Source organism: Streptomyces sp. NPDC029044 (assembly GCF_040637495.1).
GTDB lineage: Bacteria > Actinomycetota > Actinomycetes > Streptomycetales > Streptomycetaceae > Streptomyces.
The window spans coordinates 1-18,044 of record NZ_JBEZWN010000018.1 but is presented as its reverse complement, the minus strand read 5'-3'; the positions used below and the strand labels follow the sequence as shown (position 1 = coordinate 18,044).

Here is an 18,044-nt window from a genome sequence, read left to right as displayed (position 1 = left end):
CGCGACAGCGATGTGTGGATTTTGTGCATAGCGGCGGCAAAAAGGGTCAGGGGCTTGTTCTCAACAGCCGCAAATCGGGGAGGGACTTGCGGCTATAACCAAATTCAAGTACCTAGATGAATCATGAACCTGTTCAACCGCGTTGTGCCGTCCCGCCGGCAGGCACAGCTCCCCCCACAGCGTCCCGTCGGCGCACCGGCCTCCTCCACTGCCGTGCTGCCGGACCCCAACCTGGCCGATCTGTCCGGTGAATGGGTCGTCGACCCCGCGCACAGCAGGATCGGCTTCTCCGTCCGGCACGCCATGGTGACCACCGTGCGCGGTTGTTTCCTGGAGTACGAAAGCCGGCTCTACTTCGACGCGTACGACCCCACACGGTCACGGGCCGACATCACTCTGTTCACCGCCAGTGTGGATACCGGGGTGGAACAACGCGACGCGCACCTGGTCGGCCGTGACTTCCTCGACGCCGCGACCTATCCGCGGATGCGCTTCACGAGCACCGGGGTGCAGCAGACGGGCGCCGACCTGTTCAGCATGTCGGGAGAACTGACCATCAAGGGGGTCTCCCGTCCCGTCGTACTCGACATGACCTATATCGGGAATGTCACCGACCCCTTCGGCTACGACCGGGTCGGTTTCGACGGCACCACCACCATCAACCGCTCGGACTGGGGCCTGACGTACAACAGCAGGCTCGCCGAGGGCGGCGCGATGGTGAGTGAGAAGGTGCGCCTCCAGCTCGACATCGCCGCCATCCGTACGCCACCCGCGGGCGGCTGACCGCGCCAAGGCACTTCACGACGGGGCGTCGGCCCCGGCCACGACCCGGAATGTGGCCGGGCCGAGCGTGAGCACCCCGTCGCTCAGGGGGGCGCACCGCACGCCGCCCCGGCCGCGCAGGGCCCGCTGCGCCCCGGGGCCGACGGTCACGTCCATCCACGCGCAGGGCCGGGCGGGCCGCCGCACGGCGAACAGCACCGGCCCGGTGCCGCAGTCGAGCGAGACCGTCGCACCGACGTACGCATCGATGTCGACGCCGCTGAGCAGGATGTTCCGGCGGGTGTGGCGCAGATCGGCGTCGGGCGGGAGGTTCTCCGCCGCCATGATGGTCACCGCCGCGTCGCGGTGGGCGGGCCGGGCGTAGTAGCGGTCGCCGACCAGTCCCAGCCCGCTGCGCACCTCCACCCGGGTCACCCGCTCGTCGGACGGGCCGGGGGACACACCGTCGGACGGCCGTCCGGACATCCGGTGCGTGGGCGACACCAGGAGCTGACGTACCTCCACCTCGGTCATGACGCCCACCCTACGTTTCGGTAACCGGCCTCCGAGCGGCGAGGCCGGGCCTCAGCCGGTCACTCCCGCGGCCCGGGCCCGCGGTCCTCCAGCGGAGCCCGGCCGTCCGCCGCCTCGCCCGCGGTCAGGTGCTCCAGGACCTCGACCAGTTCCTGACAGGCGCGCTCCACGGAGCGCCGTGTGTAGATCTGCTCGGTGATCACCGCGGACAGGATCAGGGCCGTGAGGGCCATCGCCCCGTTGAAGGCCTGGAGCTTCATCATCACCTCGATCCGGCTGAGCCGTTCGAACGGCCCCACCCGGTCGGTCGCGGCCACCGTGGTCATGACCGAGGCGAACAGGGCGCACAGCAGGCTGCCGGCCAGCTGGAACCGCAGGGCCGCCCAGATCAGCAGGGGGTAGACGAGGAACAGCAGGCTGACGGAGCTGTGCGCGGCCAGGGGCACGAGGCAGCAGGCGATGACCGCGAGCCCCAAGGCCTCCTTCCAGCGCGACAGGGGCAGCGGCAGGCGGATCCGGGACAGCAGGAGCAGTACCGGCGTGACGATGAGCACGCCCATGGCGTCGCCGACCCACCAGGCCAGCCAGACCGCCCAGAAGCCGGACTGTTCGATCCTGTCCGTGGCGAGCAGGGTGCCGGCGCCGGTGGTCGCACCGATCAGCATCGCGGTGAACGCGCCCAGGAAGACCAGGGCCAGACCGTCCCGCAGCCGGGCGAGATCGGTGCGGAAGCCGGCCCGTCGCAGCAGCAGGTACCCGACGACGGGGGCGGCCGTGTTGCCCGCCAGGACGCAGAGAGCGGACGGCGTCAGGGAGGTGAGGGAGAGGATGACGAAGAAGGCGCCCAGGGCGATACCGGGCCAGCAGCGCAGCCCGAGGAGGAGCAGGCACGCCACCGAGACGCCGGTGGGCGGCCAGATGGGGGTGACGACCGCGCCTTCGACGACCAGTTCCCGCAACAGCCCCAGCTGCGCCGAGACGTAGTAGCAGGTGGCGACGGCCAGCGTCTCAAGAGTGACGACGACCGGTGTACGCAGACCCTTGCTACCCACCACAGCAGCCATCAGACACCGGGGCCGCCGCCTCGGCGAGGTGGGAGCCGGTGTCGTGCGGCCCTATGGCTGAGCGTCCGGCCCGTCGAGGCCGACCACCAGGACGGCGGCGTCGTCGTCGTGCCCCACACGCTCGGCCCCCTTGATCACGGCGGCCGCGAGCGCGTCCACGTCCATGCCCGCCACCGCCGCGATGCCAGCGAGACGCGTCACCTGGTCCAGGCCCTCCTCCAGCCGCATCGAGGGGCCCTCCACGACACCGTCCGTGAGCAGGACGAACACGCTGCCCGTGGTGAGCTCGTACCGCGTCACCGGGTACGGCATCCCCGCCTGCACCCCGAGGGGCGGTCCGCCCTCGTCCTCGGTGACGCCGGACTTCCCGTCCGCCGTGGCCCAGATGCAGGGCAGATGGCCGGCCCGCGCGCTCTCCAGCACCCCGGCACACGGGTCGAGCCGCATGAACGTGCAGGTGGCGAACAGGTCGGAGCCCAGGGACAGCAGGAGGTCGTTGGTCCTGGCCAGTACTTCGCCGGGCTCACCGGTGACGGAGGCCAGCGCCCGCAGCCCCGCCCGCACCTGTCCCATGAAGGCCGCGGCCTCGATGTTGTGGCCCTGGACGTCACCGATGGCCAGACCGATCCGGCCGTCGCCCAGGGTGAAGGCGTCGTACCAGTCGCCTCCCACGTTCAGGCCCTGGCACGCGGGTGTGTAGCGCACGGCCAGATGCAGCCGGCGGGCGACGGGCAGGTCCCGCGGCAGCATGCCGCGCTGGAGCGCGATCGCCAGCTCGACCCGGGACCGCTGCATCTCGGCGTGTGCGCGCGCCTGAGCGGTCAGGGCCCCGAGCCTGGTCAGCAGCTCGTCGCCGTCGTCCGTCGTGCCGGTGCGGGACATTGATCACTCCGGCGAGCATGGCCACGGTAGGTGACGACCGAGAGGGCACATCACCCGATTTACGTCCATAGGATGATACGCAGGTGAACGCTTTCGCGACGACTCCACGCTCTCCCCAAGCCCTCACGGAGCTGCCCTTTCCGCCTCCGGACCCGTCCGCCGCCCCACCGCCGCCAGCACGAACGTCACACTGATGAGCAGCGCCCAGGCCCCGAACTTCTCCACCCCCACCGGCTCCCAGCCGTGCTGCTGATACGGATAGCGCCATGCGCCGACCAGGGTCGCCAGATTCTCCGCCACCCACAGGAAGAACCCGATCAGCACGAACGACAGCGCCAGCGGCATCCGCCGGCGTACTCCCCGCACGGTGAAACACACCGACGTCCGCAGCGTGACGGCCACGAGCAGCCCGGCCAGCACCCAGCGCGCGTCGGGCAGCCAGTGGTGGCTGAAGAAGTTGACGTATACGGCCGCGGCGACCACGGCCGTGGCCCGTGGCCGATACCGCACGAGCCCCAGATCGAACAGCTGCCAGGCCCGGCAGACGTAGCTGCCCACGGCCGCGTACAGGAACCCGCCGTACAACGGGACACCGGCGAACTTCAGCACCGCCGGCTCCGGGTAGCTCCAGGAGCCGAGCGCCACCTTCACCAGCTCGAAGGCCAGACCGATGACATGACAGGCGGCGATCACGGCGATGTCCCGCCCGCTCTCCCAGCCGCGAGCCCAGAACAGCAGCGTGAGCAGCACACCGTAGACGACCAGCAAGTCGTAGCGCGCCACCGGCAGTTCGGGCAGCAGAGCGGACACGGCCACGCCGGACAGCAGGGCGAGGGCGAACGCGCAGGCCCGCGTCTGTGTCCAGGCGAACGCGAGCAGGTGGCGAACCGGAGCGGACAAGGGGCCGGCGATGCTTGCAGGGATCATGGTGCCCTGTAGGACGGGGCCGGTGCGGCTACCGGTTGCATTGGACCTCCCTGCACGCAGCCGGGACGCCCGTGGTCCCCTTCGCCTGAGTCACAACCTGCCGCAGCAGCAGGGACAGCAGCCGGTCGGCCTCCGGCGCGGCGCACAGCACCCCGAGCGCCTGCTCCAGGCGCCGCCGCCCCGGCCCGCGCCACCACAGCAGATCGGCGGTCCGGACCGCCGGACCACCCGCAGGCGCGTCGGCGAGTCTGTCCGCCCTTAGCCGGCACGCACGGCCGTTGCGCGCCAGACGCCGTGACGCGGGACACACCCGGCGTGCCGCGTCCACGACCGTTCCGACGAGCAGCGGTGCGTAGGAACGGCCCGCCGGGCGGGCGTCGGCGAGGTCGGTGGCCAGCGGCCACAGCGCATGCCGGGTGTCGTCGGCGACGTTGTCGTTGACCACCCGGGCCAGGGCCGCGAGGGCCGGATGCGTACCGGCCGGACTGTCGGTGAAACGGCCGGTGCCCAGCAGCGCGGCGGCCTCCATCAGACAGGCACCGTCGTCCGGGTGCAGATGGGCGAAACGCCCCGGCGCCGGAAGGCCGGACGGGCCCCCGGCAGGCGACTCCACGGGCGCCCGGTGGCCGGGAAGAGCGATCATGGGCGGCCTCCGGCTGTGCTCACACAGGGGTGACGGCGTGCAGGAAGAGGTAGAGCGCCGCGGCCGGGATCCCCGCGCCGGGAAACGTGAGGAGCCAGGCGGTGCCGATCGAACGGGCCACCTGCCAGCGTACGGCGGAGAAGCGCCGGGTGGCACCGGAACCCAGGATGGCGGCGGTGATGGTCTGCGTGGTGGAGATCGGCGCCTTCACCAGGAACGCGGTGGTGTAGAGGACGGCCGCGGCAGCGGTCTCGGCGGCGAAACCGCGCGGCGGATCGAGGTGCACGATGCGCCGCCCCAGGGTGGTGATGATGCGACGCCCGCCGGTGTACGTACCGGCGGCCATGGCGGCCGCCACGGCGGCGATCACCCACACCGGCACCGAGAAGCCGTCCTGCCAGCCGGCCGTGACCAGCGCCAGCACGATGACCCCCATGGTCTTCTGAGCGTCCTGCAAACCGTGCCCCAGCCCCATTGCGGCGGCGGAAACGGTCTGCGCCACGCGGAACCGCCCCATGGTGCGCCGGGGTGTCGAACGCCGGAACACCCACAGGATGCCGGTGTGCAGGAGGTACCCGAGCACCACGCCGACCAGCGGGGACAGCAGCATCGGCAGGATGACCTTGTCCAGGATCCCCGACCAGTGCACCGTGGCGGACGCGGCGAGCGCGGCCCCGACCAGCCCGCCGATCAGGGCGTGCGAGGACGACGTGGGCAACCCCCGCCACCAGGTGAAGACGTTCCACCCGATGGCGCCGATGAGCGCGCACAGGACGAGCAGCAGCCCTGAAGTCGCCTCGGGCGCCCCGATGATGCCGCTGCCGACGGTCTGGGCGACCCCGGTGCCGAGGAAGGCGCCGAAGAAGTTCATGACCGCGGCCATGGCGAGGGCCACACGCGGCGTGAGGGCCCGGGTGGAGATGGAGGTGGCGATCGCGTTCGCGGCGTCGTGGAAACCGTTGGTGAAGTCGAAAGTCAGTCCCACGATGATGATCAGCACCACGAGGGTCAGCTCCATGTCCGATCACCTCCCGACGCCCGGCCGCAGGCTTCCATCGTGCGCTCCCCGGGCGGTGAGGGGCTGCGCGACTACGCCACGCGGGGCGAGCCGCCCGACGGGACCCGGGGAGACGGATGCCCCGCTTTACGGTGTCGTGATGCGATCTGTTCCTCCATGGGCTCTGGTGTCATCGGGGTGTGCGCCGCTCTTCCTCATCGTGGGCTGGGTGGTGGCGGCGTCACTGCAGGGTCCGCCCTACGACCCCGCCTCCCAGACGATCAGCGTCCTGGCAGCGCCCGGGAACTCGGGGTCCTGGGTGATGACGGCGGCGTTCATCGCGCTGGGGTTCTGTCACCTGCTGACGGCCTGGGGCCTGCGGCCGGCCGCGACCGCGGGGCGGACGGCCCTGGCGGCCGGAGGTGTGTCGGCGCTGGCGGTGGCCATGTTCCCGGCGCCGAGCAGCGGCGGGTCCCTGAGTCATGGTTCCGTGGCCGCCGTCGGCTTCACCCTCCTGGCGGCCTGGCCCGTCCTGGCCGCCCGGGCCGGTACCGCCGTGCCGTGGGCCCTGCGGCCCTTCCCCTCTCTGGGGGCGACCGCGGTCATGGCGGCCGGCGCGGCCTGGTTCCTGATCGAGCTGCACCTCCGCGGCGTGGCCGGTGTGGCCGAGCGCGCGGTGACGACCCTCCAGTCGGTCTGGCCCTTCGTGGTCGTCCTCTCCTGCCTGCGCGCATCCGTGCGCGGCGGGGCCCCGCGCTGACCGAGCGGTCCCAAGCATTGACAGGTACGGACCAAGAGGTGACTCTGAGAGCGCTCTCAAAGTTTCGAATCGGCCAACTTTCGAACGGAGGCAGCGCGTGTTGCGAACTCTCAGGCGCCGGGCCACGGCCGCGGGGCTGTCCCTCGCCACGATCCTCGCCGGCTCACTGCTGGCGACCGGAACGGGCGCTTCGGCCCACGCCGCCGTCCCGGCGACGATCCCGCTGAAGATCACCAACAACTCGGCCCGCGGCGAGCAGTTGTACATCTACAACCTCGGCACGGAACTCTCGACCGGTCGGCAGGGCTGGGCCGACGCGGCCGGCACCTTCCACCCGTGGCCGGCCGGCGGCAACCCGCCGACCCCCGCTCCCGACGCCTCGATCCCCGGCCCGGCCGCGGGCCGGTCGGCCACGATCCGCATGCCGAAGTTCTCCGGTCGCGTGTACTTCTCCTACGGCCAGAAGCTGGTCTTCAAGCTCACCACCGGAGGCCTGGTCCAGCCGGCGGTGCAGAACCCGTCCGACCCCAACCGGAACATTCTGTTCAACTGGTCGGAGTACACGCTCAACGACTCCGGCCTGTGGATCAACAGCACACAGGTCGACATGTTCTCCGCTCCCTACGCGGTGGGAGTGCAGCGAGCCGACGGCAGCACCGTGAGCACCGGCCGGCTCAAGCCCGGCGGATACAACGGCTTCTTCAACGCCCTCAGGGGGCAGCCCGGAGGCTGGGCCAACCTGATCCAGACCCGATCCGACGGCACCGTGCTGCGCGCGCTGTCACCGCTGTACGGTCTGGAGACCGGCGCCCTGTCCGCCACCGTCATGGACGACTACATCAACCGCGTCTGGCAGAAGTACTCCTCCTCGACCCTGACGGTCACCCCCTTCGCCGACCGGCCCGGCACGAAGTACTACGGCCGGGTCTCCGGCGGCGTCATGAACTTCACCGACAGCGCCGGTGCTGTCGTCACCAGCTTCCAGAAGCCGGACGCGTCCTCCGTGTTCGGCTGCCACAGGAGGCTCGACGCCCCGAACGACCAGGTGCGCGGGCCAATATCACGCACCCTGTGCGCCGGCTTCAACCGCTCCACGCTGCTGGTCAACTCCAGCCAGCCCGACGCCAGTGCCGCCGACTTCTACAAGGACAACGTCACGAATCACTACGCGCGCAAGATCCACGCCCAGATGGCGGACGGAAAGGCGTACGCCTTCGCCTTCGACGACGTGGGCCACCACGAATCGCTCGTGCACGACGGCAACCCGCGCCAGGCCTACCTCACGCTCGATCCCCTCAACTGAACGGTCCGACATCGCCGCCGACACCGCGAACCGAACGCGGTGGCGGCGGCTTTGCCGTGTCCCTGCGAGGGTGAGTCCTTGTCATGGGGCAGGAGCCGGTCGAGTGCGACCACATAGTTGGCTGTTCATCAGTTTTGAAAATCAAATACAACTTTGCCATCCCTTGGTGTAGCTCGCCCGCCGATTACGTGAGCCTCATTGGCATCACCCGGTGACCACAACCCCGCCTAAGGCAAGGGCAGTTGTGGTCACACTCCCCCCACGCTCCGGTGAGAGGCACCCACGATGACGATGAACCACGCCCTGCGGTACGGCAGCCGCACGCTCGCGTTGACGGCGACCGCACTCGGGGTGATCGCTGCGGCGGTCCCGGCCGCCGCCGAGGAACAGCCCACCGCGGAGCAGATCCTGGCCGATTGCGCTTCCGGCCAAGGCAAATGCAGCTTCAACTCACCGCAGCTCGGCAAGGCCTACCTCGGTGAGCCCCGTCAGGTCTCCGAACTGCTCTTCAACTGCACCGACTCGCCCGCCTCCCAGTCGATGTCATGGGCCGACACCGTGGGCTCATCCCACTCTGTGGGAGGCTCGGTCACCGTGGGCGGCGGTATCGAGGGCATCATCACGGCCAGCGTGACCGCGACGTACAACTACACCTGGCAGAGCTCGCACACGGAGACGAGTTCCTTCACCGTCACCGTGAAGCCCGGAGAGGTGGGCTGGATCTCCCGCGCCCAGGTCATGCGGCAGATATCCGGCACGTGGCAGACCCACTACGACGACCCCAAGTGGGGCCACTACTACTGGTTCGTGCCGGACACGGTCACCGGCCCGGCCCCGAACGGCACGGACGGCAAACACAGCGCGGTCGTGGTCAAGTCCCGCACGATGACCTCCGACGAGAAGAAGCTGTGCGCCGGCGGGTCCACCCAGGACAAGGTCTTCACCCGCAGCCACTGATCCGGCCCGCCGCGACGCCCACGGGTGCGACACACGCGCCGGCGACCGGCCCCGTCGGATGGTTCTCGTCCGGCGGGGTGCACCGCAGCGGCGTCAGCTCGCGGCGGTCACCGTGGCGGGATCCACCCCGGTCAGCTCGACGATGCGGTGCGGTGCCACACCGGCGGCCAGCGCTCGTCCGATCAGGCCGTCCCGCCCGTCCGCGCAGTCGCGGTAGGCGAGCAGCTCCTCCTCCACCCGGGCCAGCGGCTCCGGCGCCATCTGGTGGCGGAGTCGGTTCAGCTCCTCCTCGCTCAGCGGGACGGGCAGCCGTTCCGCTCCCTCGGGCACGGCCCCCCTCTCCTCGGGCGGCAGCAGACGCAGGTACGGCGAGGTGGGCGTGCTTACCTGGGCGTCGAGCCAGGCGCGCACCGCGGGAGTCTCCATGCACGCCAGTTCACCGACGGCCGCCGGAACCACTCCGAGCTGCGCGGACGCGTCGTCAAGCAGGAACAGGTAGGCGTCGTCGGTCATCCTCGGCTCCTTGTCTCCAGGGTGCTGATCGACATCCCATTACCCCGCCGCGCCCGGAATACCGCCCGATCACCTCGGAGAGGGAACACCACTCGGATGACGGGGCTCATGCGGGGGAGGCGGCCCGGCGCCGGGTCTCGGTGAGGTGGGTGCTGATGTACGAGGCGAGGACGAGCGCGTCCCTGGGTTCGTCGGCGCGGAAGGCGATGCGGCGCAGCAGGGTGACGCCGTCGAGGGCGATGCCTTCGCGGGCGAGGACGAAGACCAGCGTGAGGAAGGCGGCGCGGGCGTTGCCGTCGTCGAAGGGGTGGAAGAAGCAGACGTCGAGGTAGGCGCGGGCGGCGCGAGCGGTCAGGGGAAGGGGCCGTGCGGCGTCGCGTGCGCTCTCGGCCAGGCAGGCGTCCAGGCGGGCCCGCATGCCGGGGCCGAGGCCGTAGCGCTCCCGCCCGCCCTTCGCGAAGGCGGGCCGGCTGCGCAACGACGGCGGCTCCTGCGCCCCCAGGACATGCAGCTGCCAGCGCTGTAGCAGCCCGAAGTCGAGGCGGGCGCCGCTCGCGGCGTCGGCCCGCAGCAGCTCCAGCGCGGTCAGCAGGCCGCGGGCCCGGTCCGGGGCCAGGGGGCCGTCGAATGCGCGGACGTCCTCCGCCGCGCCGTCGCGGGACGGGGTCACCGGTCCGTACTCCCCGCTGTCCGGGGCCTGCTGCCACGGCACGCTCTCCCGTACGGCGAGCCAGCGCTCCAGGTGGTCCGGCAGCGGCTCGGGGGACGGTGCCCGGTCGGCCGGCCGCAACGACTGCGCGAGCCGCTCCGCGACGTCGTCGACCAACGCAGCGTCAGGGCCGGTCCAGCTCAGGAACCGCCCGCCGATCGCACCCTCGACCAGTTCCTCCGCGATGTCGGGTGCGACGGCCCAGCGGTCGAGGAACCAGGTGAGCACCTGGTGGCAGTGTCGGTGCCAGCCGCTGCCGCAGCCGGTGCGGTCGGTCACCTGGAGGATCAGGTTGCGGGCGGCCCGGTCCCACAGGATCCGGTCGTCCTCGACGGTGTCCAGGTCCAGCGGGTACGCCTCGATCCAACCGGCGAGACTTTCGAGCCATGCGCGCCATTCGCACAAGGCCGCGACCACGCGGGTGAGCGTCTCCTCGGGGGTGGTGATCGAGTCGCGCGGGCAGCACCAGTGCCCGACCGGCCCTCCGTCGAAGTCGCCTTCGTCGTGCGACCAGCGCCAGCCCGCCGCCCAGCGGCCGTAGTACTCCATCAGGGCATGGGACATGGCATCCGCCCACTGCCTGGCCTCACCCCAGCTCCAGTCGCTCATCACCGGATCGGCGAACGCGACATCCGGCCGACGCGGCACACACCGGGCCGGCCCGAGCGAGCGAACCACCTGCTCCGCGGACGCGGCGTCGAAGGGGTGGCGGGCGGGGTCCACCTCGTCCCAGCTCAGGAACCCAGGTGCCGGCACAGGTGTCACCGCACAAGCCTGCCACGCCCGCCCCGCGCCGGATCAAGCGAATATCCGCCGGGACCTCGCGATCCGGGTGGGCACGCGGGCACATGGGCGGCGCACCTCAGGACCCGGCACCGGCTGTCTCCCAGCCGACCGCCCCACCGCCCGTGGCCGCGTCCCAGGGCCGGGGACCGGTGCCGTGCGTCCAGGCCTCCAGCATCTCCCGGTCCACGCACACGATCCCGCACTGCTCGGCGTACTCCAGCGCCGGCGCCGTGAAGTCGCTCGTGCTGACCAGCACGGCGACGTCGGCCTCGTGCACGGTGAAGCACGTGCCGCCGAACCGCTGCAGATCCTGGGAACCGACCCGGTGGGACTCGCCGTACTGCTTGCACTGGATGACGACACGGCGCCCGTCGGGCGTCGCCGCCACGACGTCGGCGCCCAAGTCCCCGGCACCTCCCACGACTTCGACTCCCGTGCAGCCCTCCCGTGCGCAGAGAGCCGCGATCGCTTCCTCGAACTCCTCCGGTGTCAGGGCGTCGTAGTCGGCGACGGCCTCGGCGGCCGCCCGCCGGCGGGGAACCGGTGGAGCCTCCAGCTCCTCGGCCGCCTCCCTGGCCGCCTCGTCGAGTGCTACGGCGGCCCGGCGTGCCACTCCCGCCACACGCATCCGGCGCCGCAGGCCCAGGCAGCCCGCGACACCTATGAGGACCAGGACGAACACCCAGGCCGGACGCCGCTCGACGGTGTTCGCCGCCACTCGGACGGCGAGGCCCAGGACACTCACGACCACGGCGAGAAACACGAAGAACAGGGCCGTCGACCGAAGATCGAACGGGTACCGGCGGCGGCGCTTGACGAGCCGAGTGTGCTGCGGAGGCACGGTCACGACATCCCCCCTCTTGGGACCAACAGCAAGATCACTCCCACCGTCTTCCCAAGATCACCGGCTTCACCGCTCCTGCCGCCGGGTGCGACACCTGCTCGGGGGTGCCGTCGCCCGGTGTCATCGTTCCCGGAGACGCCACCACCACCAGCGCCCCGCGGTCCACTCGCTCACCCACCCCGGATTCGGCAGCGTGCGCCGCTCGAACTCCGCGTCGATCCGCTCCACCAGGCGGCCCAGATCCGCGCGGGCTCCGGGAGGCAGGTGCCGCAGGACCTCTTCCAGGTCGTCTCGACCGTCCTCGATCTCGATGCCGGGACTTTCGTAAGGGCCTTCCAGGTAACGCCCCGGTTGGCTGAAGGCCCTCTCGAAGCGGCTGAGGGCTACAGCGACGGCATCGGGCCACAGGCGTTCGACTTCAACACGCCGCACAGCGGCTCTGGTTCGGGCCGACACGGCCGGGATCCGGCGGACCAGTGTGTGCTTGGGGGGCCGCCACCGCTGGGCGCGGACGGCCTTCGGGCGCCTACGCGGCATTGCCCTTTCGGATCAGAATCATGACGGCATCCTGCCACAGCCGACGACCAACAGTGCGGTTCAATCAGGTACTTGGGGCGTAGGTGCAGGTGGCCATCGCGGGGGAGGGAGGGCGGTGCCGCGGGCAGGATGGTGTCGATGCCGTAGCGGCTACCGCTCCCTGCGGGGGCGTTCACGCTCTCCAGCCGAGTCGCCGGCCGGAGGCGAAGCTCAACGTCGTCGGGGCGGCCCAGTTGAGCGACGCTGTCCCGCCGGCCGTCGGCGAGAGCCCTCAGTCCGCCGGGCTGTGGGCCCATCGCCGCTCTCGCCCGGCCCTCATGCCGCCGCGGGCGCAGCCGGCCCGCATCGGGGGCCGCGCCCGCAGTTCTGGTCCCTGCCCGTGCTGAGGACCGCGGACTACGACTTGTCGCGTCCACCTAGGGCCCGGACCACCGACCAGAGCAGGCGCTCGTTCTCCGCGGCCGCGCCGCCCGGGTAGGCATAGCGGCGGCGGGTGTACGCGTACGCGTAGCCCTGGCGGGGGTCGGCAAGGGCGAGGGAACCCGCGGCGCCGCTGTGGCCGAAGGCGCCGGCCCCGACGGAGTCGAATTGGCAACCGATGGTGTTGAAGCCCAGGCCGAAGGCCTTCTGCGAGCCGCTCACCAGGTCGTTCCCCTCGGAGTGGACCCGCGCGAACTCCGCGGCGGTGTCCGGCTTCAGGAGCGGGCCGTCCCCGTCCAGGCCGAACGCGGCCGCCGCATACATGCCGGCCAGACCGCGCGCGGAGCCGATGCCGCCCGCCGACGCCTGGCCCTTCGCGCGGACCAGACGCGAGTTCGGGAAGTCCTCCAACTCGACGCTGTCAGAAGCGTGCTCGTTGAACGCGATGCCGCCCAGGCTGTACGGGCTGTACGGGGAGGCGTCGATCTCGGCCTGCTGCTCGGGCGTCGGCAGCATCGGCAGGGTACTGAGGAACCGTGGCTCCTCGGACTCCGGCAGACCCAGCCACAGGTCCAGGCCGTACGGAGCGCGGATCCGCTCCTCGTACCACTCCTGGAGGGTGCGCCCGGTGACCCGGAACACCACTTCGCCGACCAGCGCGCCGATCACGTAACCGTGGTAGCCGAAGAACTGCCCCGGCTGCCAGAACGGGCGCTGCCCGGCCAGCAGGGCCGCGATCGCCCGGTCGTCGGCCAGCTCCTGCGGGGTGAAACCGGCGTCCAGGCCGATCACTCCGGCCCGGTGCGCCAGCAGCTCACGCAGGGTGATCCCGCCTTTGCCCTCGGCGGCGAAGTCCGGCCAGTACGAGGCCACGGTGCGGTCCAGGTCGAGGACGCCGTCCTGGACCAGCAGCGCGGTCACCAGGTACGCGGCGCCTTTGGTGGACGAGAAGACGCCGAGCAGCGTCTCCCCGGTGACACCGTCCGACCACAGGTCCACGACCCGCTCGCCGTGCCGGTGTACGACCATCTGTGCGCCGGGCGCGTGTTCCTCGCCCGCGAGGAAGACGGCGAATTCTTCCCGTACTCCCTCGAAACCGGCGGCCACCGTGCCGTGGACTGCCATGAACCCCTCCCGAACTCCCCTGCGGATCTTGTGCTTTCGGCAACGGGACAGCGTAGGCCCCTATTCCTCGGGCGACGACCGTTCTGCACCCGGGCGAGGGCAGTGCGAGCGAGGGCCGGCCGCCGTCGCGCGACGCGATGTCGGCCTGTCACGGACCTGTCCCTCCGAGAGCGGCCCGCCGGGTAACGTACATCTCTTCGGGCGCCGTTGGGCCCTGGAGTCCAAGAGGTCGACGCCGATGATGTCTGGCGCATTGCCTGTCGTGTGGAGCTTGCCCCCTCAGGATGCCCGAGCCGGATGGCGGGCCTTGTGCTGGAGCGTCGGACCGAGCGACGTACTCGCGGTGATGCTGGTCCAGGAGCGGCACCTGCGCCATTCCCCGTATGTGAAGGGGTGGGTGGGATGGAGCGTTGCGGCTCCGTGTGACGGCGTCCTGGTCGTGGTCTCGGGCGGGGTGGAGCATCGCACCTCCGTGACCGGCATTCCCGCGTGGACCAGCCACCTGGCCCTGCTCCCGCGGTCACGGTTCCTGCTGGCCTCGGGCCGCATATCCCGGGACCGGCACGGGACGTGGGAGAGGAACGCGGTCGTCTACGCCCGTGATGGACGACCGGTGAGTCGCTTCTGCGCCGGCGACGACATCGACTACCTCCTCACCGACCGCGACGGCGGCATCTGGACCTCGTACGGTGACGAGGGCATCTACGGGGGCCACCCGGAGTCGAGTGCCGGCCTTGCCCGCTGGGACGCCGACGGCACCCGCACCTGGGACCCTGGAGGACGACTCCCCGTATGGCCCCTCGGCGGAAACGCGGCCGCCACCGAGGGTGCCGTGACCTGGCTCGCCTGGTACAGCCACAAGGGTGCCTTCCTCTCCCGGGTCGCCCCCGGCACCGGCGACATCACCACCTACCGCAACCCCCTGAGAGACACCGACGGCATCGCCGTCCGCGGCACCCGGATGCTCCTCACTCGCCGCTTCCACGACCGCCCCAGCGTCGAACTGAGCCGCGCGGAGCTCGTCGACGATGCCTGGGTGATCACCACTCAGGAGAAGCTGCGCCTGCCGGGGCCGGTAGTCATGCACTGCGCTCAGGGCCGCGACGGGGTCCTCTGGCTCCGCGCCGGCGACAGCTGGCTCCGCGTCGAAACGTCCGCATCCGCGCGTGCAGCGGGATAGGGTCACGCACATGGAAAACGTGCGTTCGACAGGACCGATGGGCTTCCGGTAGCCCGCCGGGACATACCTGGCGGTGGCTGCGATCGGAGTCCCGTGACACGCACCGCTCATCATCTTCCTCCTGCACACAGCCGGAGTGCACACGCCTGTTCATCAGGAAAGCCCTGGCGCTCCGTGATCCTCTACGACCTCAGGTACAGCGCACGCACCTTCGCCGATGCCGCACGACAGTCCAGGCGGCCCCAACCCCGCACGGTCCGCAGGACGGTTGCGGTCTACTCGTTCGCCCGGTACCAGCGGGACCGCTCCGTGGCCGAGTGGTCCGCGACAGAGGAACGCCGGGCGCGGCAGCGACTGCGAGCCGAAGCCGGCGCTCTCCTGCGGCTGGTGCATTCCACCGCCGGCGAGCTCGCGCTCGATGCGGTGGACACGATCGACATCGTGCCGGCGCGGCATCGGCGCAGCTCGCTCTGGCTCGCATAACGGCCGGCACGCGTATCAGCCCGCACGCATGGCCGCCGCCACCGGTCGGCATCGAGGCGAGCCGGTCAGCTGATCAATACGCCCGGGTTGAGGACGTGGCGGGGATCCAGGGCGTCCTTGGCGGCTCGCAGTGCCAGCGCGAAGGGATCCGGGCGCTGGAGGTCGTAGCCGGGACGGTGGTCGCGGCCGACGGCATGGTGGTGGGTGATGGTGGCGCGGTAGCGGTGCAGTACGTCGCTCGCGGCAGCCTTGATGTCGTCCCAGATCCGCACTTCGTCGTTCGGACGGCCGGCGACTGCCACGGTGAAGTAGGGCGCGGCGCCGTCGGGATAGACGTGCGTCAGGCGGCAGTTGACGGTCGCCGGGTGCCCCGTGGCCTTCGACGCGACGGAGCCCACCTCGGTGCGGACGGCGTCGATCAGGGCCGGAACCCGGTCCCAGGTGGCGGCGGTCTCGAAAGTCTCCACGACGGCGCCCATGCGGGCCAGGCCGTCCCGCAGATAGGGCATGCGCAGGAACGCCGACCGCCAGGCACTCACCGCCGTGTCGGCGGGGTCCTCGCCGTCCGCCGCCGGTGTCCCGCCACGGCTGCCAGGGTCACGGCTGTCCCGGCCACCACGGCCGCCATGGGCGCGGGCCAGTTCCAGGGCGCTCGCGAGCCGGCCGTCGACGGGTGAGGCGGCGGACTCGAAGCCGAGGACCAGGACGGAGGAGCCGTCGTGCGAGGCGCCGGACAGCAGCGCCTCGCCGGGGTCCAGCAGGCGGCAGTTGGCGGGGGAGAGGTCGGCTTGGGCGATGGCGCGCACCGCCTCCAGCGCCTGCTGGAAGTCGGCGAACGTCACGGACGCCGAAGCCTTGTGGCGTGGCCGCTCCTGGAGGCGCATCCACGCCTCGGTGATGATGCCGAGCGCGCCCTCGGAGCCGAGGAACAGGCGGTCGGGTGAGGGACCCGCACCGGAGGCGGGCAGCCGCCAGGACGTGCACGGCCCGGCGGGCGTGACGACACTCAGGGACTGCACGAAGTCGTCGATGTGCGTGCGGCCGGTGGCGTAATGGCCTCCGGCCCGGGTGGCCAGCCAGCCGCCGAGGGTGGAGAACTCGAAACTCTGCGGGAAGTGGCGCAGGGTGAGGCCGTGGGGCCGCAACTGCGCCTCCAGCACGGGGCCGAGCGCCCCTGACTGGATGCGGGCCGAGCGACTGACGGTGTCGACCTCCAGGACCCGGTCCATCGACGTCAGATCGAGTGACAGCACCGCCCGGTGGGTGTCACCGCGGTACTCCACGCCGCCGACCACGGAGGAGCCGCCGCCGAAGGGGATGACGGCCACGCCCCGCCCGCCGGCCCAGTCCAGCAGATCGGCCACCTCCCGGTCGTCGGTCGGGCGGGCGACCAGGTCGGGGATCCGGCCCGGCCGGCCGCGCAGGGCCCGGATGATGTCGCGATAGGCCTTGCCCATGGCATGCGCGGCGCGCACGTCGGGATCGGCCGTGAGGAGGTGCGCCAGCGCTGTCGGAGGTCTCACGCCGGGGCGGCCGATCGACAGGTCGGCGACCCGGGGCAAGGGCAGCGGGCGGGCCGGGGTGCCAGGCAACAGGGCCCCCAGCGCCACGCATTCGGCGTCGTCGGGGTGGGCGTCCGTGTACCCCCAGCCCCACCAGGAGCGGGTGCGGGAGGTGCCGGAGGGTGAGGCGGACATGCGCGCTCCCAGCGAGGCCGGTGAAGTGACCCATCGGAAAATTACCGTAAGGTAATATTGAACGCATGACAATGCCTCCCTCGAAGGCCGGCACCAAGGGGGTCCCCAGGGCCGCCCGCGAACGACAGGTTCTGGACGCTGCGACCGAGGAGTTCGGACGCCGCGGCTACGAGGCCACCACGGTGGCCGCCATCGCCGCCCGGGTCGGCGTCACCAAGCCCCTGCTGCACCACTACTTCGGCAGCAAGCAGGATCTCTACCTCGCGTGTCTGAACCCGGTGGGCGACCGGCTGCTGCACGCCGTCCGCACCGCCATGGCAGGGCCCGCCTCCGCCGCGCAGCCCACCGCCCTGCGCGTGCTGCACGCCCTCTTCACCGCCCTGGACGGGCAGCGCGAGGCATGGTTCGTCCTCTACGACACCACGCTGCCGCCTGACAGCGACGCCGCCCGCCGCGCTGCGTACTACCGCCGTGCCATCGACGATCTCGCCGCGACCGGCACCGCCGACCTCCTGCGGTCGACCGGTTCCGGCGACCCGCTCGACGCGGACGCCCTCGCCCACGCCTGGCGCGGCCTGTGCACCGCACTGGTCCGCTGGTGGGTCGGCCACCCCGACCAGTCGCCCGAAGCCATGACGCAGCGCTGCGCACGACTCTTCACGGCCGGCCGCATCCTCCTCACGGAGCCTTCGAGTGACGTGACGTGACGGAGCGCGGGCGCGGGAGCGCCCAGGTTCGGCCCCCTGCGCCGTTCAGGCGACACGGTGGATCCGAAGGACGTGGCCGGTGACCTCTGCGGTGCGGCTATCCGGTCCGGTCGCCACCCCGGTCTCGCCGGTACGCCGAAGAGGCCCGTGCGGTCGAGGAAACGGTCGCGCCCCGGCCGAAGGTGTGTGGGGGGGGCGCGGGGCGGGCGGGGGC

Annotated in this window: 19 protein-coding genes; 7 read left to right on the top strand and 12 right to left on the bottom strand. The window is 71.3% G+C overall.

The window, feature by feature from the left end; all coding sequences use genetic code 11:
• Positions 1–123 precede the first annotated feature (123 nt).
• Positions 124–783, top strand: coding sequence for a YceI family protein (locus AB0E85_RS17110; protein WP_033308879.1), 660 nt, complete (start codon positions 124–126; stop codon positions 781–783).
• A 15-nt stretch (positions 784–798) separates the two neighbouring features.
• Here the strand turns inward: AB0E85_RS17110 and AB0E85_RS17105 are convergent, their stop codons facing one another.
• From AB0E85_RS17105 to AB0E85_RS17080, 6 genes are all read right to left on the bottom strand, one after another.
• Positions 799–1,296, bottom strand: a complete 498-nt coding sequence (locus AB0E85_RS17105; protein ID WP_361927394.1) for a molybdenum cofactor biosysynthesis protein — start codon at positions 1,294–1,296, stop codon at positions 799–801.
• 59 nt (positions 1,297–1,355) lie between these two features.
• Positions 1,356–2,360, bottom strand: a complete 1,005-nt coding sequence (locus AB0E85_RS17100) for an MASE1 domain-containing protein (protein ID WP_361927392.1) — start codon at positions 2,358–2,360, stop codon at positions 1,356–1,358.
• A gap of 51 nt (positions 2,361–2,411) precedes the next feature.
• Positions 2,412–3,242 (bottom strand): PP2C family protein-serine/threonine phosphatase, encoded by an 831-nt coding sequence (locus AB0E85_RS17095; RefSeq protein ID WP_361927389.1) that lies wholly within the window; start codon positions 3,240–3,242, stop codon positions 2,412–2,414.
• Positions 3,243–3,365: 123 nt separating this feature from the next.
• Positions 3,366–4,169, bottom strand: a complete 804-nt coding sequence (locus AB0E85_RS17090; protein ID WP_361927386.1) for a DUF817 domain-containing protein — start codon at positions 4,167–4,169, stop codon at positions 3,366–3,368.
• Between the two features lie 28 nt (positions 4,170–4,197).
• Entirely contained in the window at positions 4,198–4,812 is a 615-nt protein-coding gene (locus AB0E85_RS17085; RefSeq protein WP_361927383.1) for a hypothetical protein, read from the bottom strand.
• Between the two features lie 19 nt (positions 4,813–4,831).
• A complete protein-coding gene (locus AB0E85_RS17080; protein ID WP_361927381.1) occupies positions 4,832–5,830 on the bottom strand; it encodes an inorganic phosphate transporter in 999 nt (332 codons plus the stop codon).
• 139 nt (positions 5,831–5,969) lie between these two features.
• On the opposite strand from AB0E85_RS17080, the gene AB0E85_RS17075 reads away from it, so the two are divergent.
• From AB0E85_RS17075 to AB0E85_RS17065, 3 genes are all read left to right on the top strand, one after another.
• Positions 5,970–6,569, top strand: coding sequence for a DUF998 domain-containing protein (locus AB0E85_RS17075; RefSeq protein ID WP_361927378.1), 600 nt, complete (start codon positions 5,970–5,972; stop codon positions 6,567–6,569).
• Positions 6,570–6,666: 97 nt separating this feature from the next.
• Positions 6,667–7,872: a glycoside hydrolase family 64 protein gene (locus AB0E85_RS17070; RefSeq protein ID WP_361927376.1), complete on the top strand. Its 1,206-nt coding sequence runs from the start codon at positions 6,667–6,669 to the stop codon at positions 7,870–7,872.
• A 285-nt stretch (positions 7,873–8,157) separates the two neighbouring features.
• Positions 8,158–8,829, top strand: coding sequence for a hypothetical protein (locus AB0E85_RS17065; protein WP_361927373.1), 672 nt, complete (start codon positions 8,158–8,160; stop codon positions 8,827–8,829).
• 93 nt (positions 8,830–8,922) lie between these two features.
• Here the strand turns inward: AB0E85_RS17065 and AB0E85_RS17060 are convergent, their stop codons facing one another.
• The 5 genes from AB0E85_RS17060 to AB0E85_RS17040 all read right to left on the bottom strand — a co-directional run bounded on the left by AB0E85_RS17060 (position 8,923) and on the right by AB0E85_RS17040 (position 13,763).
• A complete protein-coding gene (locus tag AB0E85_RS17060; RefSeq protein ID WP_361927370.1) occupies positions 8,923–9,342 on the bottom strand; it encodes a DUF6003 family protein in 420 nt (139 codons plus the stop codon).
• A 106-nt stretch (positions 9,343–9,448) separates the two neighbouring features.
• Positions 9,449–10,816, bottom strand: a complete 1,368-nt coding sequence (locus AB0E85_RS17055) for a cell filamentation protein Fic (protein WP_361927367.1) — start codon at positions 10,814–10,816, stop codon at positions 9,449–9,451.
• A gap of 97 nt (positions 10,817–10,913) precedes the next feature.
• The gene (locus AB0E85_RS17050; RefSeq protein ID WP_361927364.1) at positions 10,914–11,684 is read right to left on the bottom strand and encodes a restriction endonuclease; all 771 of its coding nucleotides are present in this window, start codon (positions 11,682–11,684) and stop codon (positions 10,914–10,916) included.
• Between the two features lie 117 nt (positions 11,685–11,801).
• Positions 11,802–12,137 carry a hypothetical protein gene (locus AB0E85_RS17045; RefSeq protein WP_361927361.1) on the bottom strand — a complete coding sequence of 112 codons (336 nt, stop codon included), beginning with the start codon at positions 12,135–12,137 and terminating at the stop codon, positions 11,802–11,804.
• Between the two features lie 477 nt (positions 12,138–12,614).
• Positions 12,615–13,763, bottom strand: coding sequence for a serine hydrolase domain-containing protein (locus AB0E85_RS17040; RefSeq protein ID WP_361927359.1), 1,149 nt, complete (start codon positions 13,761–13,763; stop codon positions 12,615–12,617).
• Between the two features lie 472 nt (positions 13,764–14,235).
• On the opposite strand from AB0E85_RS17040, the gene AB0E85_RS17035 reads away from it, so the two are divergent.
• A complete protein-coding gene (locus AB0E85_RS17035) occupies positions 14,236–14,943 on the top strand; it encodes a hypothetical protein (protein ID WP_361927357.1) in 708 nt (235 codons plus the stop codon).
• A 174-nt stretch (positions 14,944–15,117) separates the two neighbouring features.
• Complete coding sequence (locus AB0E85_RS17030) at positions 15,118–15,426, top strand: hypothetical protein (protein ID WP_361927355.1); 309 nt, start codon at positions 15,118–15,120, stop codon at positions 15,424–15,426.
• Between the two features lie 65 nt (positions 15,427–15,491).
• On the opposite strand, the gene AB0E85_RS17025 is transcribed toward AB0E85_RS17030, so the two are convergent.
• Positions 15,492–17,123, bottom strand: coding sequence for an FAD-binding oxidoreductase (locus AB0E85_RS17025; RefSeq protein WP_361927353.1), 1,632 nt, complete (start codon positions 17,121–17,123; stop codon positions 15,492–15,494).
• Positions 17,124–17,188: 65 nt separating this feature from the next.
• On the opposite strand from AB0E85_RS17025, the gene AB0E85_RS17020 reads away from it, so the two are divergent.
• Entirely contained in the window at positions 17,189–17,830 is a 642-nt protein-coding gene (locus tag AB0E85_RS17020; protein WP_361927350.1) for a TetR/AcrR family transcriptional regulator, read from the top strand.
• Positions 17,831–18,044: the final 214 nt, after the last annotated feature.